This window comes from Aeromicrobium sp. Leaf291 (genome assembly GCF_001423365.1).
Lineage (GTDB): Bacteria > Actinomycetota > Actinomycetes > Propionibacteriales > Nocardioidaceae > Aeromicrobium.
Genome location: NZ_LMNM01000002.1, coordinates 111,029 through 129,261, shown reverse-complemented (window position 1 = coordinate 129,261; position 18,233 = coordinate 111,029). Strand labels below are relative to the sequence as shown.

The window sequence follows — 18,233 nt, the reverse complement described above, 5'->3', positions numbered from 1 at the left end:
TACTCCCGACGTACGACGTCCGTCGTCCGAGCGGGGGCCGCGAGCGACCGGACCCGTGGTGGTGGGGCTGGCGAGGGTGCGTTCAGGGCACGCGAGCATGTCGACCTCCTTCGTGAGGTGGAACGACGTGGCCGTGGGCTGTATTCCGAACCGTGCGCCGCGCAGGGCCTACTCGGCGGGAAGGGGCTCGACGAGCTCGGGGCCGTTGTTGCGGACGTTGTTGACCTGGGTCGTGACGGGCCAGGCGTCGAGACGTCCCGGCGTGGCCGGCACCAGCAGGTCGAGCAGCTCGGCCGCCGGCCGCTCCACCGGGCTCAGCCACGTGTCGCGGACCTCCGGCGCCACCAGGAGCGGTGCGCGGTCGTGGAGCATGCCGTCGCCGCCCTCGGCGCTCGTGGTGAGGATGGTGAACGTCACGAGCCACGGCTCCTCCGCCGAGGACCGCCAGAACTCGTAGAGCCCGGCCAGGCCCAGCACCTCGCGGCGGCCGTCCTGCTCGCCGGAGGTGATGTAGAACGGCTGCTTGGGCGCCTTCGGGCCGTGGCCCGCGTACCACTCGTAGTAGCCGTCGGCCGGGACGATGGCACGCCGCCGCGCGAAGGCACGCCGGAACGACGGCTTCTCGGCCACGGTCTCGGACCGGGCGTTGATCATCCGGCTGCCGATGGAGCGGTCCTTGGCCCAGCTCGGCACGAGACCCCAGGTGGCCGCCAGGAGCTCACGCCGCGGTGGCGCCGACTCCTCGGCGTCGTCCCGGGCCCGGCCGATCACCACCGGCGCCTGCTTGGTGGGTGCCACGTTCCAGTCGGGCGGCGGCAGCTCCGCACCGTCGGCCAGACGGGCCGCGAAGGCGTCGTCGAGGTCGCTCGAGGTCCGGGTGGTCGCATACCTGCCGCACATGGGGCCAGCCTTCCACGCCGCACCGACGGTGCGGTGGGACCGGGATCGATCGAGCCTCCCGGCCCCCGTTCTGCGTTGCGACATGCGTTCTGGACAGTTGCGGGGCACGTGGAGCCCGATCCATGCCCCGGAGGTGTCCGAAAAGGAGTGACGGCCCGGCACCCCCGCCGGGCCCGACGCAGCCCTGGTGCGTCGGGTCCGGACGGGTGTCAGCGCGCCAGGGCCTGCAGGAGGCCCGGCAGGTCCCCGGCCGTGGGCGGAAGCTCCTCCACCCACAGCCGGGGCGCACTCCCGCCGTCCGGCGTGCGCCCGAGAAGCACACCGACCAGCGCGAGGGTCGTGGCGTGGGCGCGCTCGCGCGCCGTCAGCACCACGAAGCGGCTCGACCCGACCCGGGCCACGGTCTCGTCGCCCGGGAAGACCGATCGCAGGACCTGCCCGACCTCGACGGCCCGCAACGAGGCCTCCAGGGGCGAGCGTCGTCGGTCGTCGGACGGCTCGACCACGACGAGGACGTGACCGTCGCCGGCGCGCTGCTCCTCGACAGCGGCGGCGCGGTACACGTCCCCCAACCTGCTGTGCAGGTGGGGCACCGTCGACAGCGACGTCAACGGGTCCTCGCACCCTGCGTCGTGCACGCGCCCGAGTGCGCGCTCCGCCCAGGCGAGGCACGCAGCCCGCACCGACGCGTGTCGGGGGGCTCCGTCGAAGGCACGCTCCACGAGATCGATGACCTCGTGGAGCGGGGACCCGTCCGCCGCTGCACTCGCTCCCACCACGTGTGCAACGGCATCGACGTCGGTCCGACCGTCGCGAACGGCCTCGACCAGCGACGTCGCTGCGTGCTGGGTGTCGTCCATGACGGTCCTCCTCTCGTGTGCGGTGACCATGGGACGGCCGGGGGCGGTGATCGTGACGCGATCGGCGGAACTTTCTCGACTCGGGTCCGATGGCCCCCGACCGGCCGGGCGTGACGTGCAGGAACGTTCCTCGTTGGACCCCGTGGGAGTGCAGACGAGGGAGCCGAACCGATGGACGACCTGATCGAGACGACGCAGCAGCGCAGCGACGCGCAGCTGATCGCTGCCGTGCGTGCCGGCGACACCGCGGCCTACGGTCTGCTGTTCCAGCGGCACGCGGCCGCCGCGACCCGCCTCTCCCGCCAGCTCCTGAGCACCGGCGAGGCCGACGACCTGGTGTCGGAGGCCTTCCTGAAGGTGCTGAGCCTCCTGCAGGACGGCAAGGGTCCCGACGAGGCCTTCCGCGCGTACCTGCTCACCGCGGTCCGGCGCCTGCACGTGGACCGCATCAGGGCCACGACCCGCACCCGTCCCACCGACGACGAGCACGTGCTCGACCGGGGTGTGCCCTTCGACGACGCCGTGAGCGCCGCCTTCGAGAACGACGCCGCCGCGCGCGCCTTCGCGTCGCTGCCCGAGCGGTGGCAGCTGGTGCTGTGGCACCTCGAGGTCGAGGGGCAGAAGCCCGCGGCCGTCGCACCGCTGCTCGGCATGAGCCCCAACAGCGTCTCCGCCCTGGCCTACCGCGCACGGGAGGGTCTGCGGGCCGCGTACCTCGAGAGCCACGCGGCGGCCACCACCGACGAGGCCTGCCGCGCCGTGACACCGCTGCTCGGCGGCTTCGTGCGCCAGACGCTGTCGGCCCGCGACACCGCGAAGGTCGACCGGCACCTCGACGGGTGCCGACGCTGCACCGGCGTCCACCTCGAGCTCGTCGAGGTCAACCAGAACCTGCGCGGCCTTCTCGCGCCCGCCCTCCTCGGACCCGCCGCCGCGGGCTACCTCGGGGCGACCGGGACGGCCGCCGCCGCCCTGGGGGCCGGGGGGATCGCGGCGGGAGGCGTCTGGGCGACGGCCGGCACGGCGGCCGGGGGGTCGCTCGCCGTCGGCACCACCGCGGCCGGCGGCGGGTTCGCCGCCGCGAGCGGCTACGCCGGGGCGACCATGCTGACGTCGGCGATCGTCTCGCAGGTCGCCCGGGTGGCTCTCGTGCCGGCCCAGGCCGCCGCCGCGACGGCCGTCAGCGCCGGGACGCCCGCCGTGGTCGCGACCACCGTGGTCACCGGGGCCTTGACGACCGGCATGGTCGTCGGCGGGACGGACCTGCTCACCTCGGCGCCGCCCGCGGTGGTCGCCTCGCCGAGCCCGTCCAGCCCCCTGGCGCCGGAGTCGACCGCGGCGCCCACCACCGAGCCGACGCCGGAGCCCACCACCGAGCCGACGCCGGAGCCCTCCGCGGAGCCCACCCCGGAGACGCCGGTCGAGACGACGCCGCCCGCACCGACCCCGGCCACCGCGGACGCCTCCGCCTCTCCCGACCAGCCCGTCTCCGAGCAGCCGGTCGTCACGCCCGCGCCGCCGCCGGTCACGCCCACCGACTTCTCCCTCGGCGCCGCCACGGTCACGAACGACTCCACCCTCCTGCAGCGCCGCGTGGTCGTCCCGATCGCCGCCGACGGCGGCAGCAACCCCGTGGCGCGCACCGTGACCATGACCGTGTCGTTCGACCGGACCGTGAAGTTCCGTGGGATCCCCGGCGACGGGTGGGCGTGCGACGCCACCCGCAACCAGCGGCTCCGCACGCTCCGCTGCAGCGCCACGCTGCCCGCCGGACAAGGCGGCTCGTTCCCCTTCAAGGTCATCGGCGCCCGCCCCGCCGCCACCGTCACCGCCACCGCGCCCGACGATCCCCGCTCCGACAACGACACCACCACGTTCCGGTCCACGGGCTGGCTCCTGCCGATCTGATCGAACCGGTCCGTCGCCTCGAGCGCGCTCGGGCCCGCTCGCGCGCTGACGTTGTGGAACTCGCCGACGTTGGCATGATGGGAGCCATGACCGTCCTGCGCACCATCGCCCGTCCCCTGCTCGCGTCGATGTTCGTGTACGGAGGTGTCAACGCGCTGCGCAACGCCCCCGCCATGGGCCCGAAGGCCGAGCCCGTGGCCGACGCGCTCGGCAAGGCCGCGCCGCAGCTCGCGACGTCGCCCACGAACCTGGTGCGGGTGAACGGCGCCGTCCACGTGGTCGCGGGCACCGCGCTGGCCACGGGTCGCTTCCCCCGGCTGTCGGCGTTCGTGCTGGCCTCCACCCTGGCACCCACGACGGCCGTCGGGCACCCCTTCTGGAACGAGACCGACCCGGCGTCGCGCCAGAACCAGACGGTGCACTTCCTCAAGAACCTCTCGCTCATCGGCGGACTGCTCATGAGCACGCTCGACCCCGACCCGCACAAGAAGTTCATCGGCACACGCGCCAAGAACCGGGTCGTCGACGCGAAGGGCGTCGTCGTCGAGCGCATCGACGACCTGCGCCCCTGAGCCCGAGACGTCTGGCCCGAGACGTCTGGCCCGAGACGTCAGGTCCGGCGCGCCGGTTCACTACAGTGGGGCGTGATGAACGCCCCGCTGCCCTGGCTCGCCCCCACCCGCGAGAGTCCTGTCGACGCGCAGGTGCTCGTCCCCGGCTCCAAGTCCCTGACCAACCGTGCGCTCGTGCTGGCCGCGCTGGCCGACGGCCCCTCGGTCATCACCCGTCCGCTCGGCTCCCGCGACACGCAGCTCATGGCGGCGGCCCTCGGCGCCCTCGGAGCCGGCGTCGAGAAGGACGGCATGACGTGGCGCGTCACGCCGGTCGACCGCACCCGGACCGGCTCGACGGCCGTCGACTGCGGTCTGGCCGGGACGGTCATGCGGTTCGTCCCACCGCTCGCGGCCCTCGGCTCGTCCGCCGTCACGTTCGACGGTGATCCGCACGCGCGACGGCGACCGATGGGTCAGACGATCGCCACGCTGCGCGACCTGGGCGTCCGGGTGGACGACGGCGACCGCGGCTCGCTGCCCTTCGTCGTCCACGGCACCGGCGCCGTGGCCGGTGGGCCTCTCGTGGTCGACGCGTCGGCCTCGAGCCAGTTCGTCTCCGCGCTGCTGCTGGCCGCGCCCGCCTTCACCCAGGGCCTCGACCTGCAACACCGGGGCGCTGCCCTGCCCTCGCTCCCCCACGTGGAGATGACCGTCACGGAGCTGCGCCGACGCGGCGTCGAGATCGACGACTCCTCCCCCGACCGGTGGGTCGTGAGCCCCGGTCCGGTGCGCGCGCTCGACGTCGAGATCGAGCCCGACCTCTCGAACGCAGGGGTCTTCGTGGCGGCGGCGGTCGCCACCGGCGGCTCCATGCGGGTCCGCGGCTGGCCCGAGCAGACCCAGCAGGCCGGCGACGCGTGGCGCGAGCTGGTCGTGGCCTTCGGCGGCACCGCGGAGCGCGACGGCGCCGACATGGTCTTCCGCGGCGGTCCCTCGATCAGCGGGGTCGACCTCGACCTGCACGACGTCGGCGAGCTCACCCCCGTGGTGGCCGCGCTCGCCGCCCTCGCCGACGGCCCGTCGCGACTGCGGGGGGTCGCGCACCTGCGCGGCCACGAGACGGACCGGCTCGCCGCGCTGGCCACGGAGCTGAACCGGCTCGGTGGCGACGTCACCGAGACCGACGACGGGCTCGAGATCCGTCCGCGCCCCCTCCACGGCGAGATCTTCGAGACGTACGACGACCACCGCATGGCGCACGCCGCCGTGGTCCTGGCCCTCAAGGTCCCGGAGCTGTTCGTGGAGAACGTCTCGACGACCGTGAAGACCTACCCCAACTTCGCGCCGGTGTGGGAGCGCCTGGTCGCGTGAGGCAGGACGACGAGCACGCCGCATTCGAACGACCGCGTCGCCGCACGCGCCCTCGCACGAAGGACCGACCCAACTACGACGACGCGCCCCTGGCCCGTGTGGTCACGATCGATCGTGGCCGCTTCACGTTGCGTCTGCTCGATCCCGACCTCCCGCCGACCGCCGGTCTCGTCACCGCCATGAAGTCACGCCCCATCGGACGGCAGGGCGTGGTGGTCGGCGACGAGGTCAAGGTCGTCGGCGACGTGAGCGGCGCCGACGGGACGCTGGCCCGCATCGTCGAGGTGCTGCCCCGCCGCACCGTGCTGCGCCGCACCGCCGACGACGACGACCCGATCGAGCGGGTGGTGGTCGCCAACGCCGACCAGCTCGTGGTGGTCACCGCCCTGGCGGACCCTCCGCCGCGACCCGGCCTCATCGACCGCTGCCTGGTCGCGGCGTTCGAGGCCGGCATGGAGCCGCTCGTCTGCCTCACCAAGTCCGACCTCGGGTCGCCCGACGAGATGCTGGCGCTCCTGGAGCCTCTCGACGTCCGCACGGTCGTCACGCGGCGCAGCGGCACGGGCCCGGGCGACGACGAGCGGGGCGACGGCATGGAGAGCCTCGACGAGCTGCGCGAGGCCCTGGCCGGCCGCGTGAGCGTGTTCATCGGTCACAGCGGGGTGGGCAAGTCGACCCTGGTCAACGCCCTCGTCCCCGGGACCGGCCGCATCACCAGCCACGTCAACGAGGTCACCGGCCGCGGTCGTCACACGTCGACGTCGGCGCTGGCCATCGAGCTGGAGCCCACCGACGGCGGCGACGGTGGCTGGATCATCGACACCCCCGGCTTCCGCTCGTTCGGTCTCGCGCACGTTCAGGTCGACGACGTGCTGCGCGCGTTCCCCGACCTCGACGACGCGACCCGCGACTGTCCTCGCGGCTGCACGCACGCGGCCACGGAGCCCGAGTGCGCGCTCGACCTGGCGGTGGCCGCCGGGACGCTGCCCACGGCCCGGGTCGAGTCCTTCCGCCGCATCGTCGCGGCCAAGGACACCACGGCCTGGTGAACGGGCTCAGAAGCTCCCGAGCCAGAGCGCGATGACCACGCCGACGGTGGCGGCCACGAGCTCCAGCACGGCGACGCGCCGCATCCAGCGGCGTCCACCGGAGAGCACGAGGACGAGGGCGGGGAAGCCCCACGAGATCGCCGCACCGGCGAGCATGAGCAACGCTCCCTGGCTCTGCTCCTCAGAGCTCGGCGACTCCCCGAACAGGCTGAGTCCGGTGACGAAGCCGAAGAAGCCGAGCCACGGTCCGAACGGCCACAGGAGCAGCAGGACGACGGAGACGGCGAGGCCGGCGCGACCGGGCGACGCGGCCCGGGACGTCGAGGGGTCCATCGGGCCACCGTACGTGCCGCGCGTCCGCTCGACACCTCGCCGCGCGCAGGCACGACGTGCGGCAGCACCCCCTGCCTCCCCCACCCCGGCGAACCACGCCGTTACCCTGCGACCATGACGCACTCCTGGAACGACGACGTGCGGCTGGCGCACGTGCTGGCCGACTCCGCCGACAACCTGTCGATGGACCGGTTCGGCGCGATCGACCTCGAGGTGTCGACGAAGCCGGACATGAGCTACGTGACCGAGTCCGACCAGGCGGTCGAGGAGACCATCCGTCGCATGCTGAAGTCCTCCCGCACCCGTGACGTGGTGCTCGGCGAGGAGCAGGGCGAGCAGCTGGGCTCGACCGGGTCCCAGGAGCGCCGGTGGATCATCGACCCGATCGACGGCACGTCCAACTTCGTGCGCGGGGTCCCGGTGTGGGCCACCCTCATCGCCCTGGAGGAGGACGGCGAGATCGTGGTGGGCCTCGTCTCGGCGCCGGCGCTGGGCCGACGCTGGTGGGCCTCGAAGGGCGCCGGCGCCTACACCGGCAAGTCGTTCATGCACGCCCGCGAGATCCGCTGCTCGCAGGTCTCCGACCTGTCGTCGGCGTCGCTGTCGTTCAGCTCGGCCCCCTCGTGGGAGGACATCGGCAAGGGCGAGGCGTTCTGGGCGCTCGCACGCCGGTGCTGGCGGACCCGCGGCTACGGCGACTTCTGGTCGCACATGCTGGTCGCCGAGGGAGCCGTCGACATCGCGGCCGAGCCCGAGCTGAAGCTGTGGGACATGGCCGCCCTCGACGTCATCGTGCGCGAGGCCGGTGGACGGTTCACGTCGCTGGACGGCTCCGACGGCCCGTGGGGCGCGAACGCGATCTCGACGAACGGCCGCCTGCACGACGCCGCCATGGCCTACCTCGGCCACTTCCCCGACGCCGAGGACACCGACCTCGACGGCGTCGAGGACGATGACGCCGAGGACGCCGGCGGCGGCACTGCCGGCACCGTGCGCCGCCTGGACTTCTCGCGTCCCTGGGGCTCGCCCGACGCACCCTGACCTCCGCGGCCGGTGGAGGTCCGGCTCCCTTCGGCGGCCCGGTCCCGGCGCACGCCGTCGAGGGTGGCGGCCTGCGGTGTGACCCGCGTTACACTGGCGTGGAGTCTCCAGGAGGCACCATGCGAGTCAGCGACGTCCTGTCCTCCAAGGGCAGCGCCACCGTCCACACGATCGCGCCCGAGGCCACGGTCTCGGACCTGCTCGAGGCGTTCGCGACGCACGACGTCGGCGCCCTGGTGGTGAGCGAGGACGGCTCCACGATGGTCGGGATCGTCTCCGAGCGCGACGTGGTGCGCAAGCTGCGCCACGTGCCCGACGCGCGGTCGGCGACCGTGGCCTCGATCATGACCACCGAGGTGCTCGTGTGCTCGCCCGAGGACTCGTTCGGCTCCCTCATGGCCACCATGACCGACCATCGCGTGCGCCACGTGCCGGTGGTGGTCGACGACCGGCTGGCAGGCGTCCTGAGCATCGGCGACGCCGTGAAGCACCGGATGGAGCAGCTGGAGTTCGAGCGTGACCAGCTGAGCTCCTACGTCGCGGGCGGCTGACCGACCCCCTGCCGTCACGCGGCCGCCGAGCCCCGAGCCCGGCCTCGTCGTCATGCCGCCGCCGCGACCGACCCTGCCCGGCCGAGGTCCTGGTGGGCAGGTGTCCGTTGACGTCGATACATTATCGATATATCGTTGACCTATTACCAACCGATCGGCCCGTGATCCGGCGTCGATCGAACGACCGAGGAGGCTCCCATGAGGAACCACGACCACCACCACAGCCCCGACCGCCGCCGTGAGGATCCGCGGGACCGGCGTCGGGGACGCCGCGGACCCGGCCCCGACTGGAGCCTGGGCGGCCCGCCGCCCTTCGGCGCCGACCCGTTCACCGACGGGCCCGGACGCCGTGGCCGACGCCAGCGAGGCGGCGACGTCCGCGCCGCCGTGCTGCTGCTCCTGGACGAGCAGCCACGCCACGGCTACGACCTCATCACCGAGATCGGCACCCGGAGCGACGGGAGCTGGACACCCAGCCCCGGCTCCATCTACCCGGTGCTCCAGCAGCTGGAGGACGAGGGTCTCATCGAGATCGAGAAGGTCGACGGTCGCAAGACCGCGAGCCTGACCGAGACCGGGCGGGCCCACGTCGAGGAGCACCGCACCCGGCTCGGCACTCCCTGGGAGGTCCGAGGAGGACGCCCGCAGGCAGCGCGCGAGCTGCGCGAGTCGCTCGGCAGCTTCATGGCCGCGTGGCAGCAGGTCGTCCGCACGGGCGATGCCGCACAGCACCAGAGGACGATCGCGGTCGTCGACGACGCCCGCAAGGCTCTCTACCGCGTCCTCGCCGACGACGATGCCTGAGCACGCCCCAGGCCGTCACGACCGGTTCCGGGTCCCCGACGACGAGCTGAGCTGGAGGTTCAGCCGTTCGTCGGGACCCGGTGGTCAGCACGTCAACACCAGCGACACCCGCGTCGAGGTCAGCTGGGACCTCGCCTCCAGCTCGGCGCTGTCGGCCACCCAGCGCGCCCAGGCGCTCGAACGGCTCCGCACACGCCTCGTCGACGGCACGCTGACGATCGCCTCGTCGCAGTACCGCTCGCAGCACCGCAACCGCGAGGCCGCTCGCGTACGGCTGGAGCAGGTCGTGGCCGCCGCGATCGTCCCTCCACGCCCCCGCCGCGCCACGCGGCCGACCCGCGGCTCGCAGCAACGCCGCATCGACGCGAAGAAGCGCCGCGGCGACGTCAAGCGCGCACGCCGTCGCCCCGGGCCGAGCGACGGCTGAGGCGTCCCGCCCCGGCGGGGCGTCCGTCAGTCCGGCTTCTCGACGTCGGCCTCGTGCGTGGCACCCGCGCCCGGGGGCGTCTCGGTCTCGCCGTCCTCGTCGCCGCTGTCCGCCGACTCGTCCGCGTCGCCCTCCCGATCGGGATCGGCACCGTCGACACCCTTGACCCCCTCGGGCTGGTCGACCTCCGGCGGGGAGGGCACGTCGGGGGCCAGCGACCCCTCCGAGGGCTCCGGGACGTCGGGACCGGGCGGGTCGTTCGGCACTCCGGGGTCGTCGGCGTCGACCTCACGGCCTGGCTGGTGCTCGCTCATGCGTACCTCCGTCGTCGGGTCGTGCGTCCGGATGCGCCACGGACCCGGCCGTCGAGGCCGGGCGGCACCCGTCCGTCCATCCTGACCGCTCAGCGCGCCGCACGCGACCGGAGGCTCAGCGGTCGCGCAGACGGCTGACGGCCACGATCCGGTCGTTGAGGTCGGTGAGCTCGTCGAGGATGTCCCGAGCCGACCACACCCGGTCCGCACCGCGGCCCGAGACGCGGTCCGTCACCCCTCTGCTCGCAGGCACCAGGACGTCGGCGGCGCGCAGCACGTCCACGGCGGCGGCGCTCTCCTCGAGGTCGAGGTCGAGCCGCTCGGCCAGCTCGGTCACGGTGACGGTGGGGAACTCCGGCAGCGAGACGAGGACCCGGTGCACGGGCGAGCCGCGGCGCACCGGACCGAGCCGCTGGTCCCAGTCCTGGCGGATCTCGTGGAGCGCGGTCGCCGTGCGCCGGCTCTCGTGGGTCGCCACGATGACGGCACCGGTGAGCATCGCGATGATCGGGCGCGCCTGCCCCTCGCGGTAGTCGCCGAGCGCGTCGAAGTACTTCTCGCGATGGGCGACGAGCGCCGACGCGATCGGCACGGTGAGGTGCGTCGTGACGCGTCGGCGGCGCAGCACAGCGTGGATCAGGGTGCGACCGATGCGTCCGTTGCCGTCCACGAACGGGTGGATCGACTCGAACTGGGCGTGCGCGACGGCGGCCTGCACGAGCACGGGGACGTCGTCGCGATTGGCGAACGCGAACAGGTCCTCCAGCAGCTCCGGCACGAGTGCAGGGGGTGGAGGCACGTAGAGCGCGTTGCGCGGCGTGTAGTCGCTGCCGCCGATCCAGTTCTGCACCGTGCGGAAGCGACCGGCGTTGTGCTGCTGGTCGATGCTGCGCCGGAACAGGACGGCGTGGGCGTCCTGCATGGACCGCTGTCCCAGCACGCCGCTCACCTCGGCCTGCGTGATGATGCCGGTGAGGGCGTCGGTGGCAGCCGCCATCGACACGGCGGAGGCGCTGGAGCGCGCGCCGAGCACGGCCTTGCCGTAGTCGGCCAGGCTGGCCTCGATGTTCTCGATCTTGGAGGACGCGACCGACTCCGTGCGCAGCAGCAGCCGGTTGAGCGCCCTCAGGCGACGCCCGTGGCTGCCGTCGAGCTGGCGCAGGCCCGCCAGGGCGTTGGCCATCGACGAGGCGAGCGGCCGGTCCGCGTCGTAGTCCGCCCCAGCGATCCGCGGGGGCTCACGCACCTCGATCTCGCGCAGGAGGCGGTCCGCCCGTGGCCCACGCTCGATCTGCTGGCGCCACGGCACCACCACCCGTGCGTGCGGCTCCCAGTCCGGCTCGGCCTCGTCCACACCCCCAGTCTCCCAAGGCCGCCTCCCACCGGGGTCCATCGGGTCGATGACGCCGCACCACGCACAGGTCCTGAACTTGTTCATCTCGGCGTGCGACTGAACAAGTTCTGTCCTACTTTGGGAGTCCCTTCCCGATCAGACCCCAGGAGCACACGATCATGTCGAGCGCGGACGCCCTCACCGCCACCGTCACCTTCCACCTCGTCCGAGACGCCGCCGCCCTGCGCGCCGTCGTCGAGGCGATCGGCGCACTCGACCGACCGGGCCTGCGGGCGCTCGGCAGCACGACGGGGCACGGCCACGTCGTCGCGATCGAGTCCGACAACCTGGCCGATGCCATCCGTGGCCGCGGCATCGTCCGGCTCGTCGATCCCCGGTCCCGACGGCTCGACCACGCCCAGCCCGAGGTCCTGGACGGGCGCGGCGCCGCGCCCATCGCCGCCGGCCTCGCCGGCTGACCTCCCTACTCGCCGAGCGAGCCTCGCGGGCGGCATCATCGGGACATGGACCTCGACGTCGCCTCCGCCCTGCTCCGCGCCACCCTCGGCGCCGTCTTCGTCGCGCACGGCTGGAACCAGGGCTTCGGACCCGGCGGGCTGGACGGCACCGCCGGCTGGTTCGACAGCATCGGCCTGCGTCCGCCGCGCGTGCAGGCCGCCGTGTCGAGCTACCTGGAGATCGCCGTCGGGCTCGCCCTGCTCGCCGGCCTGGCCACCCCCTTCGCGGCGGCCGCCGGCGTCGGGATCATGACGACGGCGTTCGTCACGGTGCACCGCCGGAACGGCTTCTTCATCATCAAGGAGGGGTACGAGTACGTGCTGCTCGTCGCCGTGGCGCTCACGGCGCTCGCCACGCTCGGGCCGGGCCGGTGGTCGGTCGACCACGCCGTCGGCACCGTGGCCGACGGCTGGCCGATCGGGCTGGCCGTCCTCGGCGTGGGGATCGCCGGCAGCGCCGCGATGCTCGCGGTGTGCTGGCGACCACCCGCCGCCGGCTGACGGGTGGTTTCGGGTGCCGGGTCGGACCCGGAGCCGTATCAGGCGGGCGTGAGGCTGAGCTCGCGCCGGCCGTCCCACACCGGGGCCGCCAGCGCCTCGTCGTACTCGGCCCGCAGCTGCTCCACGAGCGCGGACACCGACTGGCGCCGACCGATGGCGCCGATGCCCTGGCCCGAGCCCCAGATGTCGCGCCAGGCCTTGGCCTTGGGCTGGCTGTCGTCGCCCCCGGTCCCGAAGTCCATCGCCGACGGGTCGGACTCCGGGAGCGCGTCGGGGTCGAGCCCCGCCGCGACGATGCTGCCGCGCAGGTAGTTGCCGTGGACTCCGGTGAAGAGGTTGCTGTAGACGATGTCGGCCGCCGAGGAGCCCACGATCATGTCCTTGTACTCCTGGGCCGCGTTCGCCTCGTCGGTGGACAGGAACGCACTGCCCACGTAGGCGAGGTCGGCGCCGGCGACCTGGGCCGCCAGGATCGAGCGTCCGTGGGCGATCGCGCCGGACAGCAGCACGGGTCCGTCGAACCACTGCCGGATCTCGCGGACGAGCGCGAAGGGCGACTGCGTCCCGGCGTGGCCACCGGCCCCCGCGGCCACGGCGATGAGGCCGTCCGCCCCCTTCTCGATCGCCTTGTGCGCGAAGCGGTCGTTGATGACGTCGTGCAGCACGATGCCGCCGTAGGAGTGGATCGCCTCGTTGACGTCCTCACGAGCGCCGAGCGAGGTGATGACGATCGGCACCTGGTGGTCCACGCACTGCTGCAGGTCGTGGTCGAGCCGGTCGTTCGACCGGTGCACGATCTGGTTCACGGCGAACGGCGCGACCGGCCGGTCGGGGTGCGCGGCCGCGAACGCGTCGTTCTGCTCGTTGATCTGGCTGAGCCAGTCGGTCAGCAGCGACGCCGGGCGCGCGTTGAGCGCGGGGAACGAGCCGATCACGCCGGAGGTGCACTGGGCGACCACCATCTCCGGGCCCGACACGATGAACATCGGGGAGGCCACGACAGGAAGGGCCAGGGGTCGGCGCAGGATCTCGGGCAGGGCCACGGCGGGTCTCCTCGTTTCGTCCGGAGCGAGCGTCGATCGGGTGATCGTCTCGCGTACTATGCAACTCATTGCATAGTCTGGGCCACAGCCTAGCGCGGCTCCCGAGCCTCGTCATGCCGAGGTGAGGCAGACCACAGCGGCACCTCGACCACAGGAGGAACCATGACCGACCCCCGTCCCGCCCCCGTCCGGGCCTGGCACGACATCGTGCGCACCCAGGACCTGGACCGGCTCGACGCTCTGCTCGCCGACGACGTGGTGTTCCGCTCCCCCGCCGTGCACACGCCCCAGGAGGGCAGGGCGCTCACCACCGCCTACCTGACCGCGGCGCTCGCCGTCCTCGGCCCGGGCCTCACCTACCACCGCGAGCTCGTCGGCGAGGACTCCGCGATGCTGGAGTTCACCACCGTGGTCGGCGGCAAGCAGGTGCACGGCATCGACCTGATGCGCTGGGGCGGCGACGGACGGCTCGTCGAGTTCACCGTGATGGTGCGTGCCCTGCAGGGCCTCACCGCCCTCGTGGAGGCGATGGGCGAGGCCCTGCAGCGTCGTTCCTAGCGCTGGGGCGCCGACTCCCGCTCGGCACGCAGCCGAGCCGTGAGGCCCTCCCCCTCGATGTCGAGGTTCGGCAGGCTGCGGTCCAACCAGCGAGGGAGCCACCACATCCGCCGACCGACGATCGACATGAGCGCCGGCACCAGCAGCATCCGCACCAGGAACGCATCCGCGAGCACCCCGATCGCGAGCGCGAAGCCGATGGTCTTGATGATCGGGTCCGACCCGCCGACGAAACCGGCGAACACGCCGATCATGATCAGGGCCGCGGCCGTCACCACGCGAGCACTGTGCTGGAAGCCGACCACGACCGCCTCACGCGCCTCGCGTCCGTGCACGTACTCCTCGCGCATCCGGGAGACGAGGAAGACCTCGTAGTCCATCGCCAGGCCGAACAGGATGCCCGTCAGCAGCAGCGGGAGGATGAAGACGACGGGCGCCTCGGTGTCCAGGCCGATGAGGCCCTGGAGCCAGCCCCACTGGAAGACCGCGACGGTCACGCCGAGCGAGATGCCGACCGATGCGAGGAAGCCCACCGTGGCCTTGAGCGGCACGAGCAGGGACCGGAACACGAGCACCAGCAGCAGGAACGCGAGACCGACCACCACCAGGAGGTAGGTGGGGAACGCATCGGCGAGGGTGTCGGCGATGTCGACGCCCGCGGCGGTCTGGCCCGTCACGTAGGCCTTCGCACCGGAGTCGCCCAGGTCGGTGAGCCTCTCGCGCAGGTCGGTCACCAGGTCCTTGGTGGCCTGGTCCGAGGGCCCGCTCTCGGGGACGACGGTGATCACGGCGAACTTGAGCTGCTTGAGCATGCCCTGGTACCGCGCCACGGCCTCCGGGTCGTCCGGGTCCGTCAGCGGAGGCACCACGGCGGCGACGTCCTTCTCCACCGAGCCGACGGCCGCGAGCGCCGTGTCGACCGCGGCGGTCGGGTCGGACGCCCACTGGGTGTCGACGACGACCGTGAGCGGCCCGTTCGCCCCGGCACCGAAGCTCTCGGAGATCCGGTCGTAGGCCTGGCGCGCCTCGGTGCTGCGCGGCTTCGTGCCGTCGTCGGGCAGGGCCAGCTGCATGGAGGCGACCGGCACCGAGAGCACGACGGCGGCGGCCAGGCCGAGCACGAGGGCCGGCCAGCGGAAGCGGGTCACGAGCTCGACCCAGCGGCGGCCGTTGGTGCGGACGCCGTCGCTCTCGGTGTCGCGCTGCTTCAGACCGGGGATCCGCCCCGAGGTGACCCGACGTCCCGCGAACGAGAGCAGGGCCGGGAGGAGGGTCAGGGCGATGAGCACCGCGAGGGCCACCGTGACGGCAGCCGCCAGACCCATCTGCGTGAGGAAGGAGATGCCGGTGATGGACAGACCGGTCAGCGCGATCACGACGGTGAGGCCGGCGAAGACCACCGCGGAGCCGGCGGTCCCGGTGGCGATCGCGGCCGCCTCCTCGTGGCTGCGACCGGCCTGCACCTCGTGCTTGAACCGCGACATGATGAACAGCGCGTAGTCGATCCCCACGGCCAGGCCGAGCATGCTGGCCAGCGCGGGGGTGACGGAGGACAGCTCGACGAAGCCGGACAGCGTCGTCACGCCCAGGAGTCCGATCCCGACGCCGACGACCGCGGTGAGCAGCGGCATGCCGGCGGCCACGAGCGAGCCGAAGGTGATGAGCAGGACGACGAACGCGATCACGATGCCGACCGCCTCGGCGAGGTGCCCGCCGCTGGTGGTCACGCCCGTCGCGTCGCCACCCACCACGGTGGAGTACCCGTCGCCCTCCAGCGCCTCGGCGGCCTTCTGCAGCGCACCGCGATCGGCGTCGGTGAGCTCACCGGCCTGGCGGTCGTAGGTCACCGTGGCGTACGCGGTACGACCGTCCTGGGAGACCGTTCCCGACGTGTAGGGCTCGGCCACCGCGGCCACGTGGTCGGTCTGGGCGACCTCGAGCGCGGAGGCGAACGCCTGCTTCGCGTCCGCGTCGGTCATCGATCCGCCCGAGGGAGCCTGCGCCACGATCCGCGCGATCGCGCCGTCGGTCGAGGCGTCGGGGCTGCGGTCCTTGATCAGGTCGAACGCACGACTGGACTCGGTGTTGGGCAGCTCGAAGGAGTTCGACGTCGGCCCCGAGAGGGTGAGGGCCCCCACGCCGCCGAGCGCGAGCAGCGTGACCCACACGCCGATCACCCGGAACCGTCGCCGGAAGCTCCACCGACCGAGCCGGTACAGGTGCCAGGCCATGAGCGCCCCTCTCTCGGGCGGGGCCCGAAACCTCGTACTGAAAGTTTCTCCCATCTTCGCACGAACACCCGGTTCGGGCTATTCTCCTGCCATGGGGCTGCGTGAGATGAATGCCACACGGACGCGAGAACTGCTCGCCGAGACCGCGATGGCCCTGTTCGTCGACCGCGGCTACGACGCCACGACCATGGAGGACGTCGCGCACGAGGCCGAGGTCGGCATCTCGACCGTGTACCGCTACTTCCCCTCGAAGGAGCAGCTCGCCACGGCGTTCCTCGGCGACCCCGGTCTCATGGCCGACGCGTTGGCCGCCCGTCCGGACGACGAGGACCCGGAGCTCTCGCTCGGCCACGCCCTCACGGCCTTCCTCGAGCACACTCGACGCGCCAACCGACACGCCGACCGGTTCCAGGAGCTCGTCGCCACCAACGCACGGGTCCGCGGTCGTGTCATGGAGTGGCTCGCGGAGTCCCAGGAGCGACTGTGCGAGGCGCTGGCCGCACGTCACGGGGTCGAACCCGACGACCTCGCCGTGGGCGCCACGGCCTGGCTCGCGATCTACGTGCTCCTCAAGACCGACGAGCAACCCGGGGACGGACGGACCGCGAGCGAGGTCGGACGCGACGTGATGCGGCGTCTGGCCGCAGGACCCCTTCGCGCACCGCTCGCCCCCGACGCCTGACCGGTTTGGCACGATCGATCCGTGACCACGCCCCAGACCGGTGGAGAGCCCAGCCTCCCCGAGGACGCCGCGCCCGGCCCGGCGCAGGACGCCGTCGCGCTGCTGCTCGATCAGTGCGCACGGACGTCGGCAGGACGACACACCGATCCCGCGCTCGTGGCCGCCGTCGTGGGCGTCGAGCGAGTGGCGGACCTCGTCGGGTCCCGCGACACGCAGACGCTGCGTGCCGCCGTGACGGACGGTCTGGCGGGGCCGCGGGACTCCGACCTCGGTGCGCTCCTAGTCCAGCTCCGACAGTCGATCGCCCTGGCACTCTCCAGGCCCGGCCCCGACTGGAAGGCGGACGCGACGGTGCTCAATCCCGCCACGGGCGGCCATCACGTCGCCACCGACCTGGACGTGCTCCGCACCGCGACCCGGGCCGCGACGCTGTCGTACGGAGCAGCTCCCTACTACCGGGACCGCTACGGTCGCCGCGGCGCGCAGTTCTCGGTCTCGGACTCCGCCTGGATCGCCCACCTGGCCGATGCGCCGCGCGAGACGGCAGCGCACCAGGTGACCTGGCTCAGCACCATGCTGACCCACCGCGGCATGCCGACCTGGCTCATGGAGCGCCACCTCGCGACGATGGTCGACCAGCTCGGCGGGGCGGGGCTCGCGGTCGGCGCCCTCCCCCACGCGCTCACCGTGCTCGCGGCCCGTCGACGAGCCGCGGTGGACGACGACCTGCTGGAGCAGGCGGAGACCTGGGTCCGGGAGACCGTGGTCGCACCGCCGACGGCACCGACCGGGCGGCTGGTCGCGGCGGCCGTGGCCGACGTCCGGTCCGGCGTCGCCCCCAGCTCCGCTCCCCTGATGGACTGGCTGACCCACGAGGACCGCGCGGACACGGCCGACGCCTCCGCCCTGCGCGTCGTCCACGACAGGGTCGCGGCTGCTGCCGGGACGAGAACAGGAGAACTCCCATGACCGCGTTCGGACCCGAGGTCGTGGCGGCGGTGCTCGAGCACATGAACGCCGACCACCGCGACGACAGCCTCACCATCGTGCAGGGCCACGCCGTCCGGCGCGCGACGTCGGCGACCATGACCGGGCTCGACGCCGACGGAGGCGACTGGAGCGCGGTGGTCGACGGCGTGCCCGTTCCGGTGAGGGTCCCCTGGACCGAGCGCGCGGTCGAGCGTGCGGACCTGCGACGCGAGATCGTGCGTCTGCACGACGCAGCACGCGAGCAGCTCGACGCCGGCTGAGCCGT

21 protein-coding genes are annotated in these 18,233 nt (G+C 72.9%); 14 read left to right on the top strand and 7 right to left on the bottom strand.

Features of this window, described 5'->3' with window-relative positions:
• Positions 1-168: 168 nt before the first annotated feature.
• Complete coding sequence (locus tag ASF35_RS10400) at positions 169-900, bottom strand: SOS response-associated peptidase (protein WP_055966815.1); 732 nt, start codon at positions 898-900, stop codon at positions 169-171.
• A gap of 209 nt (positions 901-1,109) precedes the next feature.
• Positions 1,110-1,760: a hypothetical protein gene (locus tag ASF35_RS10395; protein WP_055966812.1), complete on the bottom strand. Its 651-nt coding sequence runs from the start codon at positions 1,758-1,760 to the stop codon at positions 1,110-1,112.
• Between the two features lie 171 nt (positions 1,761-1,931).
• Between ASF35_RS10395 and ASF35_RS10390 the strand changes: the two genes are divergently transcribed.
• The 4 genes from ASF35_RS10390 (at position 1,932) to rsgA (ending at position 6,642) form a co-directional block, all read left to right on the top strand.
• Entirely contained in the window at positions 1,932-3,668 is a 1,737-nt protein-coding gene (locus ASF35_RS10390; protein WP_055966809.1) for a sigma-70 family RNA polymerase sigma factor, read from the top strand.
• An 86-nt stretch (positions 3,669-3,754) separates the two neighbouring features.
• Positions 3,755-4,240: a DoxX family protein gene (locus ASF35_RS10385; protein ID WP_055966807.1), complete on the top strand. Its 486-nt coding sequence runs from the start codon at positions 3,755-3,757 to the stop codon at positions 4,238-4,240.
• 75 nt (positions 4,241-4,315) lie between these two features.
• Positions 4,316-5,593: a 3-phosphoshikimate 1-carboxyvinyltransferase gene (gene aroA / locus ASF35_RS18045; RefSeq protein ID WP_055966803.1), complete on the top strand. Its 1,278-nt coding sequence runs from the start codon at positions 4,316-4,318 to the stop codon at positions 5,591-5,593.
• Positions 5,590-6,642, top strand: coding sequence for a ribosome small subunit-dependent GTPase A (gene rsgA, locus ASF35_RS10375; RefSeq protein WP_055968499.1), 1,053 nt, complete (start codon positions 5,590-5,592; stop codon positions 6,640-6,642). Before aroA ends, rsgA begins: the two co-directional genes overlap by 4 nt.
• Before the next feature lie 6 nt (positions 6,643-6,648).
• Here the strand turns inward: rsgA and ASF35_RS10370 are convergent, their stop codons facing one another.
• Positions 6,649-6,975: a hypothetical protein gene (locus tag ASF35_RS10370; protein ID WP_055966799.1), complete on the bottom strand. Its 327-nt coding sequence runs from the start codon at positions 6,973-6,975 to the stop codon at positions 6,649-6,651.
• A 114-nt stretch (positions 6,976-7,089) separates the two neighbouring features.
• Here ASF35_RS10370 and ASF35_RS10365 point away from each other — a divergent pair, with 114 nt between their 5' ends.
• The 4 genes from ASF35_RS10365 (at position 7,090) to arfB (ending at position 9,798) form a co-directional block, all read left to right on the top strand.
• Positions 7,090-8,016: an inositol monophosphatase family protein gene (locus tag ASF35_RS10365; RefSeq protein ID WP_082480763.1), complete on the top strand. Its 927-nt coding sequence runs from the start codon at positions 7,090-7,092 to the stop codon at positions 8,014-8,016.
• Between the two features lie 119 nt (positions 8,017-8,135).
• The gene (locus ASF35_RS10360) at positions 8,136-8,567 is read left to right on the top strand and encodes a CBS domain-containing protein (protein WP_055966797.1); all 432 of its coding nucleotides are present in this window, start codon (positions 8,136-8,138) and stop codon (positions 8,565-8,567) included.
• A 198-nt stretch (positions 8,568-8,765) separates the two neighbouring features.
• Complete coding sequence (locus ASF35_RS10355) at positions 8,766-9,371, top strand: PadR family transcriptional regulator (protein WP_055966795.1); 606 nt, start codon at positions 8,766-8,768, stop codon at positions 9,369-9,371.
• The gene (arfB, locus tag ASF35_RS10350; RefSeq protein WP_055966792.1) at positions 9,364-9,798 is read left to right on the top strand and encodes an alternative ribosome rescue aminoacyl-tRNA hydrolase ArfB; all 435 of its coding nucleotides are present in this window, start codon (positions 9,364-9,366) and stop codon (positions 9,796-9,798) included. The genes ASF35_RS10355 and arfB overlap by 8 nt, the downstream gene beginning before the upstream one ends.
• Positions 9,799-9,824: 26 nt before the next feature.
• Here the strand turns inward: arfB and ASF35_RS10345 are convergent, their stop codons facing one another.
• A complete protein-coding gene (locus ASF35_RS10345; protein WP_055966789.1) occupies positions 9,825-10,112 on the bottom strand; it encodes a hypothetical protein in 288 nt (95 codons plus the stop codon).
• 115 nt (positions 10,113-10,227) lie between these two features.
• Complete coding sequence (locus tag ASF35_RS10340) at positions 10,228-11,466, bottom strand: Fic family protein (protein ID WP_235499144.1); 1,239 nt, start codon at positions 11,464-11,466, stop codon at positions 10,228-10,230.
• Positions 11,467-11,624: 158 nt separating this feature from the next.
• Here ASF35_RS10340 and ASF35_RS10335 point away from each other — a divergent pair, with 158 nt between their 5' ends.
• Positions 11,625-11,924: a hypothetical protein gene (locus ASF35_RS10335; RefSeq protein ID WP_055966787.1), complete on the top strand. Its 300-nt coding sequence runs from the start codon at positions 11,625-11,627 to the stop codon at positions 11,922-11,924.
• A gap of 45 nt (positions 11,925-11,969) precedes the next feature.
• Entirely contained in the window at positions 11,970-12,464 is a 495-nt protein-coding gene (locus ASF35_RS10330; protein ID WP_055966784.1) for a DoxX family protein, read from the top strand.
• 38 nt (positions 12,465-12,502) lie between these two features.
• On the opposite strand, the gene ASF35_RS10325 is transcribed toward ASF35_RS10330, so the two are convergent.
• Positions 12,503-13,507 carry a nitronate monooxygenase family protein gene (locus ASF35_RS10325; protein WP_055966782.1) on the bottom strand — a complete coding sequence of 335 codons (1,005 nt, stop codon included), beginning with the start codon at positions 13,505-13,507 and terminating at the stop codon, positions 12,503-12,505.
• A gap of 162 nt (positions 13,508-13,669) precedes the next feature.
• Between ASF35_RS10325 and ASF35_RS10320 the strand changes: the two genes are divergently transcribed.
• On the top strand, positions 13,670-14,065 hold the full coding sequence (locus ASF35_RS10320; RefSeq protein WP_055966780.1) for a nuclear transport factor 2 family protein: 396 nt from the start codon (positions 13,670-13,672) through the stop codon (positions 14,063-14,065).
• Here the strand turns inward: ASF35_RS10320 and ASF35_RS10315 are convergent.
• Positions 14,062-16,296 (bottom strand): MMPL family transporter, encoded by a 2,235-nt coding sequence (locus ASF35_RS10315; protein ID WP_055966778.1) that lies wholly within the window; start codon positions 16,294-16,296, stop codon positions 14,062-14,064. The genes ASF35_RS10320 and ASF35_RS10315 overlap by 4 nt on opposite strands.
• A gap of 91 nt (positions 16,297-16,387) precedes the next feature.
• Here ASF35_RS10315 and ASF35_RS10310 point away from each other — a divergent pair, with 91 nt between their 5' ends.
• The 3 genes from ASF35_RS10310 to ASF35_RS10300 are packed head-to-tail and all read left to right on the top strand — an operon-like array spanning position 16,388 to position 18,228.
• Positions 16,388-16,978 carry a TetR/AcrR family transcriptional regulator gene (locus ASF35_RS10310; RefSeq protein WP_055966776.1) on the top strand — a complete coding sequence of 197 codons (591 nt, stop codon included), beginning with the start codon at positions 16,388-16,390 and terminating at the stop codon, positions 16,976-16,978.
• Between the two features lie 21 nt (positions 16,979-16,999).
• The gene (locus ASF35_RS10305; RefSeq protein ID WP_055966773.1) at positions 17,000-17,947 is read left to right on the top strand and encodes a hypothetical protein; all 948 of its coding nucleotides are present in this window, start codon (positions 17,000-17,002) and stop codon (positions 17,945-17,947) included.
• Entirely contained in the window at positions 17,944-18,228 is a 285-nt protein-coding gene (locus ASF35_RS10300; RefSeq protein ID WP_055966770.1) for a DUF2470 domain-containing protein, read from the top strand. The genes ASF35_RS10305 and ASF35_RS10300 overlap by 4 nt, the downstream gene beginning before the upstream one ends.
• Positions 18,229-18,233 lie beyond the last annotated feature (5 nt).

Excerpts from the sequence above, each read along its gene's own strand:
- ASF35_RS10315 (WP_055966778.1), bottom strand. The coding sequence starts at position 16,296 with ATGGCCTGGCACCTGTACCGGCTCGGTCGGTGGAGCTTCCGGCGACGG.
- ASF35_RS10355 (WP_055966795.1), top strand. The coding sequence starts at position 8,766 with ATGAGGAACCACGACCACCACCACAGCCCCGACCGCCGCCGTGAGGAT.
- ASF35_RS10335 (WP_055966787.1), top strand. The coding sequence starts at position 11,625 with ATGTCGAGCGCGGACGCCCTCACCGCCACCGTCACCTTCCACCTCGTC.
- ASF35_RS10385 (WP_055966807.1), top strand. The coding sequence starts at position 3,755 with ATGACCGTCCTGCGCACCATCGCCCGTCCCCTGCTCGCGTCGATGTTC.
- aroA (WP_055966803.1), top strand. The coding sequence starts at position 4,316 with ATGAACGCCCCGCTGCCCTGGCTCGCCCCCACCCGCGAGAGTCCTGTC.
- ASF35_RS10345 (WP_055966789.1), bottom strand. The coding sequence starts at position 10,112 with ATGAGCGAGCACCAGCCAGGCCGTGAGGTCGACGCCGACGACCCCGGA.
- ASF35_RS10330 (WP_055966784.1), top strand. The coding sequence starts at position 11,970 with ATGGACCTCGACGTCGCCTCCGCCCTGCTCCGCGCCACCCTCGGCGCC.
- ASF35_RS10300 (WP_055966770.1), top strand. The coding sequence starts at position 17,944 with ATGACCGCGTTCGGACCCGAGGTCGTGGCGGCGGTGCTCGAGCACATG.
- ASF35_RS10320 (WP_055966780.1), top strand. The coding sequence starts at position 13,670 with ATGACCGACCCCCGTCCCGCCCCCGTCCGGGCCTGGCACGACATCGTG.
- arfB (WP_055966792.1), top strand. The coding sequence starts at position 9,364 with ATGCCTGAGCACGCCCCAGGCCGTCACGACCGGTTCCGGGTCCCCGAC.
- ASF35_RS10360 (WP_055966797.1), top strand. The coding sequence starts at position 8,136 with ATGCGAGTCAGCGACGTCCTGTCCTCCAAGGGCAGCGCCACCGTCCAC.
- ASF35_RS10365 (WP_082480763.1), top strand. The coding sequence starts at position 7,090 with ATGACGCACTCCTGGAACGACGACGTGCGGCTGGCGCACGTGCTGGCC.
- ASF35_RS10370 (WP_055966799.1), bottom strand. The coding sequence starts at position 6,975 with ATGGACCCCTCGACGTCCCGGGCCGCGTCGCCCGGTCGCGCCGGCCTC.
- ASF35_RS10390 (WP_055966809.1), top strand. The coding sequence starts at position 1,932 with ATGGACGACCTGATCGAGACGACGCAGCAGCGCAGCGACGCGCAGCTG.
- ASF35_RS10395 (WP_055966812.1), bottom strand. The coding sequence starts at position 1,760 with ATGGACGACACCCAGCACGCAGCGACGTCGCTGGTCGAGGCCGTTCGC.
- ASF35_RS10310 (WP_055966776.1), top strand. The coding sequence starts at position 16,388 with ATGGGGCTGCGTGAGATGAATGCCACACGGACGCGAGAACTGCTCGCC.
- ASF35_RS10400 (WP_055966815.1), bottom strand. The coding sequence starts at position 900 with ATGTGCGGCAGGTATGCGACCACCCGGACCTCGAGCGACCTCGACGAC.